This is a genomic window from Streptomyces sp. NPDC020490 (assembly GCF_044335305.1).
Lineage (GTDB): Bacteria > Actinomycetota > Actinomycetes > Streptomycetales > Streptomycetaceae > Streptomyces.
Window position 1 is genome coordinate 71,651 of the sequence record NZ_JBIRUY010000030.1, and the last position, 11,658, is coordinate 83,308.

12 protein-coding genes and 2 pseudogenes are annotated in these 11,658 nt (G+C 72.2%); 7 read left to right on the forward strand and 7 right to left on the reverse strand.

Features of this window, described 5'->3' with window-relative positions; genetic code table 11:
• Positions 1-35 precede the first annotated feature (35 nt).
• Positions 36-530 (forward strand): MarR family winged helix-turn-helix transcriptional regulator, encoded by a 495-nt coding sequence (locus ACH4ZX_RS28005; RefSeq protein ID WP_398278348.1) that lies wholly within the window; start codon positions 36-38, stop codon positions 528-530.
• Positions 527-1,006, forward strand: a complete 480-nt coding sequence (locus ACH4ZX_RS28010) for a MarR family transcriptional regulator (protein ID WP_398278351.1) — start codon at positions 527-529, stop codon at positions 1,004-1,006. Before ACH4ZX_RS28005 ends, ACH4ZX_RS28010 begins: the two co-directional genes overlap by 4 nt.
• 31 nt (positions 1,007-1,037) lie before the next feature.
• Here ACH4ZX_RS28010 and ACH4ZX_RS28015 read toward each other — a convergent pair whose 3' ends face one another.
• Positions 1,038-1,355, reverse strand: a complete 318-nt coding sequence (locus ACH4ZX_RS28015) for a hypothetical protein (RefSeq protein ID WP_398278354.1) — start codon at positions 1,353-1,355, stop codon at positions 1,038-1,040.
• Positions 1,356-1,464: 109 nt separating this feature from the next.
• On the opposite strand from ACH4ZX_RS28015, the gene ACH4ZX_RS28020 reads away from it, so the two are divergent.
• Entirely contained in the window at positions 1,465-2,370 is a 906-nt protein-coding gene (locus ACH4ZX_RS28020) for an NAD-dependent protein deacetylase (RefSeq protein WP_398278357.1), read from the forward strand.
• Positions 2,371-2,413: 43 nt separating this feature from the next.
• Here ACH4ZX_RS28020 and ACH4ZX_RS28025 read toward each other — a convergent pair whose 3' ends face one another.
• Both ACH4ZX_RS28025 and ACH4ZX_RS28030 read right to left on the reverse strand, forming a co-directional pair.
• A complete protein-coding gene (locus ACH4ZX_RS28025; protein ID WP_398278360.1) occupies positions 2,414-3,238 on the reverse strand; it encodes a class II aldolase/adducin family protein in 825 nt (274 codons plus the stop codon).
• A 215-nt stretch (positions 3,239-3,453) separates the two neighbouring features.
• Entirely contained in the window at positions 3,454-3,918 is a 465-nt protein-coding gene (locus ACH4ZX_RS28030; RefSeq protein ID WP_398278363.1) for an SRPBCC family protein, read from the reverse strand.
• 55 nt (positions 3,919-3,973) lie between these two features.
• On the opposite strand from ACH4ZX_RS28030, the gene ACH4ZX_RS28035 reads away from it, so the two are divergent.
• On the forward strand, positions 3,974-4,597 hold the full coding sequence (locus ACH4ZX_RS28035) for a TetR family transcriptional regulator (protein WP_398278487.1): 624 nt from the start codon (positions 3,974-3,976) through the stop codon (positions 4,595-4,597).
• 230 nt (positions 4,598-4,827) lie between these two features.
• Complete coding sequence (locus ACH4ZX_RS28040) at positions 4,828-5,439, forward strand: flavodoxin family protein (RefSeq protein ID WP_398278366.1); 612 nt, start codon at positions 4,828-4,830, stop codon at positions 5,437-5,439.
• A gap of 77 nt (positions 5,440-5,516) precedes the next feature.
• On the opposite strand, the gene ACH4ZX_RS28045 is transcribed toward ACH4ZX_RS28040, so the two are convergent.
• The 3 genes and pseudogenes from ACH4ZX_RS28045 to ACH4ZX_RS28055 all read right to left on the reverse strand — a co-directional run.
• Positions 5,517-6,026 (reverse strand): MarR family winged helix-turn-helix transcriptional regulator, encoded by a 510-nt coding sequence (locus ACH4ZX_RS28045; protein WP_398278369.1) that lies wholly within the window; start codon positions 6,024-6,026, stop codon positions 5,517-5,519.
• A 221-nt stretch (positions 6,027-6,247) separates the two neighbouring features.
• Positions 6,248-6,622 carry a nuclear transport factor 2 family protein gene (locus ACH4ZX_RS28050; RefSeq protein WP_398278372.1) on the reverse strand — a complete coding sequence of 125 codons (375 nt, stop codon included), beginning with the start codon at positions 6,620-6,622 and terminating at the stop codon, positions 6,248-6,250.
• A gap of 71 nt (positions 6,623-6,693) precedes the next feature.
• Positions 6,694-6,924: pseudogene (locus ACH4ZX_RS28055) on the reverse strand (DUF2243 domain-containing protein); the annotation flags it as partial.
• 181 nt (positions 6,925-7,105) lie between these two features.
• On the opposite strand from ACH4ZX_RS28055, the gene ACH4ZX_RS28060 reads away from it, so the two are divergent.
• Together ACH4ZX_RS28060 and ACH4ZX_RS28065 are read left to right on the forward strand one after the other, a co-directional pair.
• The gene (locus ACH4ZX_RS28060) at positions 7,106-7,570 is read left to right on the forward strand and encodes a GNAT family N-acetyltransferase (protein ID WP_398278375.1); all 465 of its coding nucleotides are present in this window, start codon (positions 7,106-7,108) and stop codon (positions 7,568-7,570) included.
• 88 nt (positions 7,571-7,658) lie between these two features.
• Positions 7,659-9,461, forward strand: a complete 1,803-nt coding sequence (locus ACH4ZX_RS28065; RefSeq protein ID WP_398278378.1) for a thiamine pyrophosphate-requiring protein — start codon at positions 7,659-7,661, stop codon at positions 9,459-9,461.
• A gap of 22 nt (positions 9,462-9,483) precedes the next feature.
• On the opposite strand, the pseudogene ACH4ZX_RS28070 reads toward ACH4ZX_RS28065, so the two are convergent.
• Positions 9,484-11,267 (reverse strand): annotated as a pseudogene (locus ACH4ZX_RS28070) (glycoside hydrolase family 15 protein).
• Between the last annotated feature and the right edge of the window lie 391 nt (positions 11,268-11,658).

Sequence of the window (11,658 nt, forward strand, 5' to 3'; positions counted from 1 at the left end):
AGCCATGGCTATAGTAGCCATGTACTCTAAATGGCATGAGCAAGGGTTCGTCGGGTCCCACGGCCGGTTTCCTGGTGTGGCGGCTCGCCAACAAGTGGCGCGTCGCGGTCGACCGCGCGGTGGCCCCGCTGGGCCTCACCCACGCGCAGTACTCGGTGGTCGCCTCGCTGTACGGCATGCAGCGCACGGGCGAGCGGCCCAGCCAGCGCCGGCTCGCCGACCACACCGGCCTGGAGGCGCTGTACGTCTCGAAGCTGGCGCGTGCCCTGGAGACGGCGGGTCTGATCGAGCGCACCCGCGATCCCCGCGACCCGCGCGCCGTGCAACTCGCCCTCACCGAGCAGGGCCGGGCCGTCACGCGGCAGGCCATCGCGGCGGTCCAGGCACTGCTCCAGCAACTGCTGGAGCCGCTCGGCGGCCTCGACGCCCCGCGCACCCGCACGTTCACCGATGAACTGACGATCTTGCTCGACGTGCCTCTCGCACCCTCCGCACCGAACGACGAGAGAACCCAGGGGGCAACATCATGACCGCCACCGCCACCGCCACCGCCACCGCACCCGCCACCGCCACCGCACCCGCCGCCGAGGCCCGCACCCTCGGCCTGGCCCACTACGCCGCCCGCGGCGTCCTGGAGCGCGTCCTGGCCCGGCACGGCATCACCTTCCAGCAGCAGGTCACCCTGCGTGCCGCCGTCACCGCCGACGCCCCGCGGACGCCGGACGCCCTCGTCACCCAGGTCCGGGCGTCCCTCAAGGCAGACCCCGCCGACATCCGCGTCACCGTCGACGAACTCCTGGCCAGGGACCTGCTCGTCGAGGACGGTGCGCACCTCCGCCCCACGGACGCGGGGCGCGAACTGCTCGCCGCCGTCGCCGCGGAGACCGCCCCCGTCACCGCCCGCATCTGGGGCGGCATACCCGCCGACGACCTGGCCGCCGCCGGCCGCGTCCTCGCCCTGGTCACCGAGCGCGCCGACGCGGAACTCGCGGCCCTGACCGCCTGATCCCCACCAGGAGGACCGCCGCCCGCCAGGGTCAGATCGCGCTGGGCGTGTAGCGCGCCGCCACGTCTCCGGCCATCAGCCGCAGTCTCGCGTAGTAGGCCGTGCAGTAGTCCTCGCCGATCAGGGGAAGGATCGTGTCGAGGCGCGTGATGCATGTCCAGAGGACCGCGACGCCGTCGTCGTCGAGCCCGTCCTCGAGCTCCCACTGGACGAGGCCGGCGACGTCCGCGTCGAGGAGGATCAGGTCGATCCCGTCGAAATCCACACCGCGGAAGCCCGCGGGGAACGGTGCGCGCATGTGCTCCTCCCACAGTCGGGAAAGGCGCTCGTCGTGGTGCGGTCCGCTCATGCCGGTGATCATGTCCTGTGGCACGCCGGTGCGTTAGGGGGGGCGGCCCGCGCACGGGGGACAGGGTTGCCGGCGCGGCACCGGCCGCGGTGTTCCGTACCCTGACGGCATGCGCATGCGTCCCACCCTGAGCTGGACCCCTGCCGAGGACCTGCCGCCGGGCACCACGGACCTGGGGCCGGTCGCCGACGCGCTCGGCGCCGGCGGTGTCCTGGTACTCAGCGGGGCGGGCATCTCCACGGAGTCGGGCATCCCCGACTACCGGGGCGAGGGCGGGAGCCTGAGCCGGCACACCCCGATGACCTACCAGGAGTTCACCGGCAGCGCCCGGGCCCGACGCCGGTACTGGGCGCGCAGCCATCTCGGCCGGCGCACCTTCGGCCGTGCCCGCCCCAACGCGGGGCACCGGGCGACGGCCGCGTTCGGCCGGCACGGACTGCTCTCGGGCGTGATCACCCAGAACGTCGACGGGCTCCACCAGGCCGCGGGCAGCGAGGACGTCGTGGAACTGCACGGAAGCCTGGACCGTGTCGTCTGCCTCTCCTGCGGCGCCCGCAGCTCCCGCGCCGAACTCGCCCGGCGGCTGGAGGAGGTCAATCCGGGGTTCGAGCCGGTGGCGGCCGGGATCAATCCGGACGGCGACGCCGACCTCACCGACGAACAGGTCGGGGACTTCCGGGTGGTGCCCTGCGCGGTCTGCGGCGGCGTCCTCAAGCCGGACGTGGTGTTCTTCGGCGAGGCCGTTCCGCCGGGGCGGGTCGAGCACTGCCGCGCGCTGGTCCGCGAGGCGGCCTCCCTGCTGGTACTGGGCTCCTCGCTGACGGTGATGTCGGGACTGCGGTTCGTCCGTCAGGCGGCCGAAGCGGGCAAACCGGTACTGATCGTCAACCGGGACGTGACCCGGGGCGACCGGCACGCCGTCACCCGCGTCGCACTTCCGCTGGGGGCGGCCCTCACCGCCGTGGCGGGCCGGCTGGGCGTCCCCGTCGACGGCGATACGGCGCCCCGGGCCTGAGCCGCATCGGGACGCCGTCCGCCGTCACGGTCCGCCGCCGGCCTCACGCCCAGGGCGACGTCACGTCGAAGGTGGTCGCCACGCGCTTGACCTCGTCCCTCGTCAGGCCTTCGGCCCGGTGTCCGGCGACCAGGTCCATGTACTCGTACCGGGCGCCCGTCTCGGCGTATTCGATGCGGTCGACGGCGTGCGCGACCGACAGGTCGGAGCGGGCCATGACGCCGTGCTTGCTCCACAGCACCACCTGAGCCTCCCGCAGCCCCTCCACGGTCGCCACCTGGAGCTGGGCCGATCCGGGAACCATGAAGTCGAGCACCACGACCCCTTCCGGGAGGCTGACGACCGCCTCCGGCTCCCAGCGCAGGATGCGGGAGTTGAGAGCCGGTGTGGTGCGGTAGGCGGGGATGTGGCTGAGGTAGGTCAGGTGCGGGGGCTGGGCGTGCACCAGGGCCTGGAAGGGGATGTCGCGGCGTGCCATCTGGTCCTGGTGGATGGCCAGGTGGGAGTTGAACTCGCTGGTGAGGTCGGCGAACCGGTGGCGCGGTGAGGTGTGCAGGGTGGCCGACCGTCCGTCCTGGTGGACGCGCACCGCGCCGATGCCGGCCGACGGATCCTGGGCGAGCTGCCGCAGTCGGCGGCCGGAACCGGTCACCAGCAGGGTTCGGCCGGCCAATGCCGGTGCGGGCAGGGGCAGTTCGATGTCCCTGGTGTCGGGGAAGCGCCCGGACACGTCCAATTCCCAGCCGACGCACACCGAGATGTTGCCGGCGGCGGCCTCGCCGGCGTCGATGTCGCTGATCCGGCTGCCGCCCGCGCCCATGTCGGCGAGCAGGTCGTCGAGGTCCGGGAGGGGCTTCGTCATCGGCATGGTGCGGTGCTCCTTCGGAGGCGTGGGCGGAGGCGTGGGCAAGGGCGGCGACGCGGGAACCCGGCGTGTGTGAAACGTTTCATTCCCAGGATCACGATAGGTGCGCGGTCGCACGCCGAACCAGGGCCGAACGGCCCCGCCCGCGCGGTACGCGGCGAACTCGCGCTGGTGGCTGGTGGCGGGCGGGGAGCCGATGCCGGTGCAGGGGTCCGTGGTCAGGAGTCGGCGGTGGACGCGTGGCGGGCCAGTTCGGTGGCCAGGCGCCGCATGACCGTGCGGTTGGCGTGGCGCATCGTGGCCCGGACGACGGGCGCCAGCAGGCGGTCGCCGAGAGGGGCGAGAACCCAGGCGTACGTGAACGAGACGCGGCTGCCCCCGCTCTCGAGCGGCTCGATGGTGTAGGTGCCGTTGGCCAGCCGCCGGCCGGCCGCGCTGACGTTCCGTTCGACGATGCGCCGTGGTGCGTCGCCCTCCACGACCTCGATGGCGATGTCGGTCTTCACGCCTCCCAGGGCGACGGTGACCGTGGCGCACGATCCGATGCCGCGCTCGGGCCCGCTGTAGCGCCAGTCGGACAGATAGTGGTTCGTGAACCGCTCGTGGTGAGCCATGACATCGAGGAAGTCGTAGACCTGCTCGGGCGTCTGCGGAACGTCGATCGACACAGTGACAGGCTTCATGTACCACACGGTACACAGCTCTTGTACCACTTGGTACGCTCCCGACGTGGCGAACATGGAAGGCCCGCGGCCCGAGGACGAAACCCCCGACGCCGAAGTCGACGCTGCCGCTGCCGCCACGGACGGCGATCGGCGGGCCCGGATCGTGGACGCGGCCGTCGTCCACGTCGCGGCGCACGGCATGGCCGACCTGAGCCTGCGTCGTCTCGGCGCCGCGATCGGCGTCAGCCATCGCATGCTGATCCACTACTTCGGCACCAAGGAACAGCTTCTCGTCGAGATCGTCCGGACGTCGGAGCGGCGCCAGCGCGAACTGCTGTCCCGGCTCGGCTCGCAGCCCGGTCTCCCGCCCGCCGACGCCGCGCGACTCCTCTGGCGGCAGCTGACGGACCCTCGACTGGCCAATCAGGAGCGGCTCTTCTTCGAGATCTTCGGGCGTGCGCTGCGGGGCCGTCCCGAGGCCGCCCCGATCCTGGACGGGCTTGTGGCGGACTGGCTGGAACCGCTCGCCGCCGCCGAGGTCGCCGCCGGCGCGGACCCTGCCACGGCCCGGAACCGCGCGAGGCTGGGCCTCGCCACCGTCCGCGGACTGCTGCTCGACCTGCTCGCCACCGGCGACCGCGCCGGTGTCGACGCGGCGATGGAGGAATTCCTCCGGCTGTACTACGGCGCGGAGTGACGGGCCGGCCGTAGCGCCGCTCGCCGCTGTGCCCGCCGTTGCCTCACTTGGCGGGACATCATCCTGCCCCTCCGGCAGGGGCCCACCCGGCACACCGCTGCACGCTGCCCTGTCGCTGCTTGCCTTCCGGCTCGGCGCCTGGCTAAGGTATCTGTCGTAAAAGCTTTTCTGATTGCTTTATGGATGAGCAATGCATCGCTCCCGGCATGTGTTGCTCGAGGGGAGATCTCATGCGGGTCAAGGTGGCTGTGGCGTACCACAGCGGTTACGGGCACACGGCGAAGCAGGCGGCTGCCGTCGCGGCGGGGGCGGAGAAGGTCCCGGACACGGAGGTCACGCTCGTCTCGCTCGCGGAGTTGACCGAGGAGCTGTGGGAGTCGCTCCAGGAGGCCGACGCGATCATTTTCGGGACGCCCACCTACATGGGCGGCAGCAGTGCCGTCTTCCGTGCCTTCATCGAGGCCACCAGCAAGGTCTGGGGGGACAATCTCGGCTGGAAGAACAAGATCGCCGGCGGTTTCACCAACAGCGGCAACATGTCCGGCGACAAGCTCAACACGCTCTTCGACATCGCTCTGTTCGCCGCGCAGCACGGAATGATCTGGGTCGGTCTGGCCGAGTACGGTGGCTGGAACACCTCGGCCGGCAGCCCGGAGGACATCAACCGGCTCGGCAGCTGGCTGGGCGCCATGTCCCAGGCCAACAACGACGAGGGACCGGACGTCACGCCGGGTGCCGGTGACCTGCGTACCGCCGAGGCCCTCGGCCGTCGCATCGCCGAGAACGCGCACGTCTTCCTGGCCGGACGCCGGGCCGTCGACCTCGAGGGCGCCTCCGTCTGACCGGCGGTGCACCGGAGCCGGTCCGGTCTGCCGTGCCTGCCGGAACGCGCGGCAGCGGTAGGCGGCCGACGCCGGGCTCACCGGTGGATGAGGACGCCCTCTTCGACGGCGGCGAGGGTGACGCGCAGGAGTTCGCTCAGAGCCCGGGCGGTGGAGTCGGGCATCCGGGAGACGAGGCGGGCGTGGGCCGCGGTGGTGGCCCGCACCGCCTCTTCGGCTGTCTTGACGCCGAGCGGGGTGAGTTCGACCCAGCTGCTGCGCCCGTCCTCGGTGTCGGCCTGCCGGCTGACATACCCGGCGGCGACCAGCCGCTTGACCACGTTGCTGGTGCCTCCGGAGGACAGCAGCAACGCCTGCGTCAGATCGGTCGGTTTGAGTCGGTACGGCGCGCCGACCCGGCGCAGGGTCGCGAGCACGCCGTACTCGGCCTGGGTCAGGTGCAGCTTGTCCAGCGCCGCGGCGGCGGTCAGGTCGAAGGCCGACATCAACAGGGCGGTGCGCTTGGCGAGTTCGAGGGGGAGGCCGGCGACCTCCGGCATCTCGACGCGCCAGGCCGAGATGATCTCGTCAACGTGGTCGGGCTCCACTGGCACCACCCTTCGCGGTTTTGCTCAACACAAAGATACCGGCGCCGAAAACGCTCGGGCACCGTCAGTCACCTCGGCCGCACACCGCCACGTTCACATTTTAGCTTCCTGAATAGCTTTACGTAATGGCGGCGGACGGGCGGGCGGGCGGCCGACCGGTGCGGTGCGGGCATCCCCGGCCTGCTCGGCTCGGGGATGCCCGGAGGCGTTGTGCCCGGTCGTCACGCGGACGGGCGGATGTCTCCCGCGAAGACGATGATCTGATCGATGAGGCTGCGTCGCAGGTGAACTACGTCGGTTCCCGCCAGCCGCGGGCCCCCGTCCGGTGTGGTGAAGACCCACCGGTACCGAGCCCACTCGTCGGGCATGTCCACCCCGGAGCAGCGGACCATCGTGCCCACCCCGGCCGGGTGGCGGCGGATGTCCAGCACGAACCGCTCGACTGCCTCGATTCCCTCCCTTCGCCCCAGTGGCCCCCAGAAGACCACGTCGGAGGTCAGTGCCTGGGAGAGCAGAGACGTGACGTAGGTGTCCTGGGAGGCGTTGAACGCCGAGATGAAGGTGTCGATCGCCGACTGAGCGGTTTCTGCCTGCATGCGCCAGTCATACCAGCCCCGCCGCGGAACCAGGTCCTCCGCGCCCCCGCCCCGCAGGAAGGCCCCCGGCCTCCGGGCCTTGCGCGGTTCATCTCCGGACCGGAGACCGATCTCGGGTCGTAGTACTGCACTCCGATGTGGTCGTGGTCGGTGCTGGAGAGCATGTGGTGCCGTCGCAGGATCTGGTGCAGCGGGATGCCGTCGACGATCCCGCCGAGGCCCACTCCGAGGACGATGCCGGGCAGTCGCGGGCTGCCCGGCGTCGCGGTACGCGCCCCGGGTGTGCCCGCGGTGGTGGCCATCACCGGTTCTCCGTCCTGTCGGCCGTGCACGTCCCGCCTTCCGGACACGGTTTCCCTCCCGCTCCGTCTTTGTCACCCACGCGCGCGGAACTTCCGTCGTTCCGCCCAGGCCGCTCAGACTGCCCAGGCCGCGCGGCCGTCGCGGCGGGCGCGAGGAGCGTGGCACGGTAGCCTGACGATCATGGGGGACTGGGAGCTTCGGCCGGCTTCGGCGGCGGATGTCGAGGCGGTGGCCGAGCTGCGGGCCGTGGTGCTGCGGGCGGATCTGGAGCGGCTCGGACGGTACGACGGGCAGCGGGTGCGGCAACGGCTGCGGGACGGGTTCGCTCCGGCGCACACCTGGGTGATCGAGGCGGACGGCGTGTTCGCCGGGTGCGTGTCGCTGCGGCCGGCCGAGGACGCCCACTGGCTGGAGCATTTCTGCCTGGCCCCGAACCTGCAGGGCGGCGGCATCGGTACGGCTGTGCTGCGCGGGCTGATGGAGCGGTGCGACCGCGAGGGCACCCTGGTGCGGCTGAACGTGCTGCGCGGCAGTGCGGCCCGGCGGCTGTACGAACGGCACGGATTCACACTCGAGAGCGAGGATCCGGTGGACGTGTTCCTGGTCCGCGAGCCGGCCGGGCGGGAGCTGCCGTACGACCGGTGACCGCTGCGGGCCCCGGTGGGGTTTACCGGCCGACGCCGGAGGCACCCCGGGGGCCGCACTGTTCCCACCGTTCGCTCAGGAGAAGTCCATGACCGAAGTGGCCGACTACGTACTGCAACGCCTGACCGAGTGGGGCGTTGAACGCGTGTACGGATATCCGGGCGACGGCATCAACCCATTGCTGGGTGCCTTCGACCGGGCCAAGGGGGAGCCGGAGTTCATCCAGGTCAGGCACGAGGAGATGGCCGCGTTCATGGCGTGCGCGCACGCCAAGTTCACCGGCGAGGTGGGCTGCTGCACCGCCACCTCGGGCCCCGGCGCCATCCACCTGCTCAACGGCCTGTACGACGCCAAGCTCGATCACCAGCCGGTGGTCGCCGTGCTGGGGCAGCAGAAGCGGCTCAGTCTCGGCGCGCACTACCAGCAGGAGGTGGATCTGGAGCGGCTGTTCGCGGACGTGTCCGAGTTCTGCCAGATGGTCGTGCACCCGGCGCAGGCACGGCACGTCATCGACCGGGCGTTCAAGACCGCGCTCACCACCCGCGGCGTCGCGACGATCATCATCCCGGAGGACGTGCAGGAGGAGGACGCCCAGCCCTCGCCGCCGAAGAAGCACGGCTCGGTGTTCTCCAGCGTGGGCTGGAGCCGCCCGCGGGTGCTGCCGGACCCCGCGGAAGTGCGCAGGGCCGCCGACATCCTCAACGAGGGCGACAAGGTGGCCATGCTGGTCGGGCAGGGCGCCGCGGGCGCCGAGGCCGAGGTCCTCGAAGTGGCCGAACTGCTCGGCGCCGGCATCGCCAAGGCCCTGCTCGGCCGCGAGGTACTGCCCGACGACCTGCCGTTCGTCACCGGTCCCATCGGCCTGCTCGGCAGCAAGCCGAGCGACGACATGATGCGGGGCTGCGACACCCTGCTGATGATCGGCAGCAGCTTCCCGTACTCGGAGTGGCTGCCCGACGAGGGCCAGGCGCGCGGTGTCGAGATCGACATCGACGGGCGCATGATCGGCATCCGCTACCCGATGGAGGCGCACCTCGTCGCGGACGCCAGGGAGGCCCTGAAGGCGCTCATCCCCCTGCTGCGGCGCAAGGAGGACCGCTCGTGGCGGGAGAAGATCGAAAAGGGCGTCCGCGAGTGGGACGACCTGTGCGAGCGGTGGGCCGCCCAGCACTTCGGCGACACCATCAACCCCCAGGCCGTCGCCTCCGAACTGTCGTCCAGGCTGCCGGACGGCGCGATCCTGACCGCGGACTCGGGCTCGGGCACCAACTGGTGGGCCCGCAACGTCAAGCTGCGCCAGGGCATGCGGGCCTCGCTCTCCGGCACCCTCGCCACCATGGGCCCGGGCACGCCGTACGCCATCGCCGCCCGGTTCGCCTACCCGGACCGCCCCGTCATCGCGTTCGTGGGCGACGGCGCGTTCCAGATGAACGGCATGAACGAGATGATCACCGTCAAGCGGTACCTCGACCGCCTCGCCGGGCCCCCGCCGCTGGTCTTCTGCGTGTTCAACAACCACGACCTCAACCAGGTCACCTGGGAGCAGCGGGCCATGGCCGGGGACCCGAAGTACCCCGGAACGCAGACCATCCCCGACATCCCGTACGCGGCCTACGCCCAGCTGATCGGACTCAAGGGCATCGTGTGCGACGACCCGAAGAAGATCGGTGCCGCCTGGGACGAGGCCCTGGCCTCCGAGGTGCCGGTGGTGCTCGAGTTCAAGGTCGATCCGGAGATCGCGCCGATCCCGCCGCACATCATGACCGAGCAGGGCAAGAAGACCGCCAGGGCGGTCCTGCGCGACCCGGAGAAGGCCGGGATCACCGCCAAGGGCGTACGGCAGAAGATCACCCAGTACGCCGAGCACCTGCCGGGCCGGGGGCGCTCATGAACCGGAAACGCGGCCGGCGCGCTCACCACGGCTCGGCCGACGCCCCGCCGAGGCGGACCGCGCACTCCAGCAGCAGGGCGTGGACGAAGGCCTGGGGCAGGTTGCCCCGCAGCTGGCGCTGACGTACGTCGTACTCCTCCGCGAACAGCCCCGGCGGCCCGCAGGCCGCCCGGGTGCGTTCGAACCAGCGGACGGCGCCGATCGGGTCGCCGAGCCGGTGGGCGGCCAGCGCCATGTGGAACCCGCACAGCAGGAAGGCGCCCTCGGCCTCGCCGAGCGGTTCCCCGGGATGGCTGAAGCGGTACAGGTATCCGTCCTCGGCCAGCCGGTCCTCGACCCGGTCGCGGGTGCGCGCGGCGCTCGGGTCGCCGGCGTCCGCGCATCCCCGCGCCAGCGGCACGAGCAGCGCCGCCTCGGGCCCGTCGTCGTCCGCGGCCCGCCGCCAGTACCCGTCCGGGTGCAGGCAGCGTCGGCGGGTCTCCGCCAGGACGGTGTCGGCGATCCCGGCGCAGCGCCGGCCCGCCCCGGCGGCAGGACGTCGGCGATCCGGCGCAGTCCGCACACCACGCTGAGCCGCGAATGCGTCCAGAACCGGTTCTCCAGCTCCCACAGCCCGGCATCGGGCTCCGGCCAGCGGCGTTCCACGACGTCGACGGCGATCCGCGCGGCGGCCTCCGCGTCCGCGGTGAGCCGGTCGTGGCGCGCGGCGGCCGCGAACAGCTGCAACGCCTCGCCCAAGGTGTCGAGCTGGAACTGCGTGGTCGCGTGGTTGCCGATCCGGTCGCTGCCTCCCGGGTAGCCGGGCAGCGACAGCGCGCGTTCCCCGGGCATCGGCTCCCCGGAGACCGTGTAGGCGGGCCGCACCCGGTCGCCGTCGGCGAGGATGCGGTCGGCGGTGAACCGTACCGCGCGGTCGAGGAGTTCGTGCGGACCGTGCGCGGCGACCGCGAGGCCCGCGTAGCACTGGTCCCGCAGCCAGGCGTAGCGGTAGTCGTAGTTGCGCCCGGTGTTGGCGCGCTCCGGCAGGGAGGTGGTGGCGGCCGCGACCATGCCGCCGGCGGAGCTGGTCAGCCCGCGCAGGACGGCGTACGCGTGCGCCGCGTCGCGTGGGGCGGCGAGGGCGGAGCAGTCCGGTACGGCGCGCCGCCACTCCCGCTCGGTGGTCCGCCACAGTTCCGCCGGGTCGAGGCGATGCCGGCCGGGGCCGGTGGACAGTTCCAGCACGAGGTCGTGCTCCTGCCCCCGGCGCAGCCGGAGCTCGCCGCGCAGTCCGGTGTCCGGACGCCACGACGCGTCAGGGGCACCGATCAGCCGTAGCCGGAGCCCCTCGCCGGAGGCGGTCCACGCGTCCCCCTCCAGGCGGGGGTCCCGCATCCGGTGCGCGCCGAAGCCCGGACGCGGTTCCAGCTCCAGCCGCAGCAGTGCCTCGCCCCGTACGGCCCGCATCCGGCGCAGCAGGACGAGGCGGTCGGCGGCGGCCGGCATCGCCAGGGCGTCGCGGCACTCGATCACGGAGTCGGCGCTCACCCACCGGCTCACATGGATGAGGGTGCCTTCCTCGTAGGCGCCGCCCCACACGTGCCAACGATCCGTGGGCTCCACCGTGAAGTGCCCGGCGCCCCCGATCAATGCCGAGAACACCGCGTCACTGTGCCAGCGCGGTGCGCACAGCCACACGATCCGGCCCTGGGGATCCACCACCGCCCCGCGCTCGCCGTCGGCGATGACGGCGTACTCCCGCAGGACATGCGGCAGACAGGCCCGGTGGGGCGCCGCCGGCCTGTGCGATCTGTCTTTGTCTTTCATGACACCTCACCCGGAGGGCTCTGCTGCGGGCGGTGCGACGGCGTCGTGCCGGTCGTCCGGCTGCCGACCACCCCGGCGCCGCCGGTTCCGTGACCGGTCACCTTCCACGGCCCGGAGCTGTCTCTGCGGGCACACGGCGGCAGGAGGTGGCCGCGCGCTCTCACCGGGGCGTGCGGTCTCGCCGGGCCGTGTGGTCTTGCGGGGCCGTGTGGCCTCGCCGGGGCGTGCGGTCTCGCCGGGCCGTGTGGTCTTGCGGGGCCGTGTGGCCTCGCCGGGGCGTGCGGTCTCGCCGGGGCGTGTGGTCTTGCGGGGCCGTGTGGCCTCGCCGGGGCGTGCGGTCTCGCCGGGGCGTGTGGTCTTGCGGGGCCGTGTGGCCTCGCCGGGGCGTGCG

Bases quoted from the DNA above. Each gene is read 5' to 3' on its own strand.
- ACH4ZX_RS28005 (WP_398278348.1), top strand. From the start codon at position 36: ATGAGCAAGGGTTCGTCGGGTCCCACGGCCGGTTTCCTGGTGTGGCGG.
- ACH4ZX_RS28010 (WP_398278351.1), top strand. From the start codon at position 527: ATGACCGCCACCGCCACCGCCACCGCCACCGCACCCGCCACCGCCACC.
- ACH4ZX_RS28015 (WP_398278354.1), bottom strand. From the start codon at position 1,355: ATGAGCGGACCGCACCACGACGAGCGCCTTTCCCGACTGTGGGAGGAG.
- ACH4ZX_RS28020 (WP_398278357.1), top strand. From the start codon at position 1,465: ATGCGCATGCGTCCCACCCTGAGCTGGACCCCTGCCGAGGACCTGCCG.
- ACH4ZX_RS28025 (WP_398278360.1), bottom strand. From the start codon at position 3,238: ATGCCGATGACGAAGCCCCTCCCGGACCTCGACGACCTGCTCGCCGAC.
- ACH4ZX_RS28030 (WP_398278363.1), bottom strand. From the start codon at position 3,918: ATGAAGCCTGTCACTGTGTCGATCGACGTTCCGCAGACGCCCGAGCAG.
- ACH4ZX_RS28035 (WP_398278487.1), top strand. From the start codon at position 3,974: ATGGAAGGCCCGCGGCCCGAGGACGAAACCCCCGACGCCGAAGTCGAC.
- ACH4ZX_RS28040 (WP_398278366.1), top strand. From the start codon at position 4,828: ATGCGGGTCAAGGTGGCTGTGGCGTACCACAGCGGTTACGGGCACACG.
- ACH4ZX_RS28050 (WP_398278372.1), bottom strand. From the start codon at position 6,622: ATGCAGGCAGAAACCGCTCAGTCGGCGATCGACACCTTCATCTCGGCG.
- ACH4ZX_RS28060 (WP_398278375.1), top strand. From the start codon at position 7,106: ATGGGGGACTGGGAGCTTCGGCCGGCTTCGGCGGCGGATGTCGAGGCG.
- ACH4ZX_RS28065 (WP_398278378.1), top strand. From the start codon at position 7,659: ATGACCGAAGTGGCCGACTACGTACTGCAACGCCTGACCGAGTGGGGC.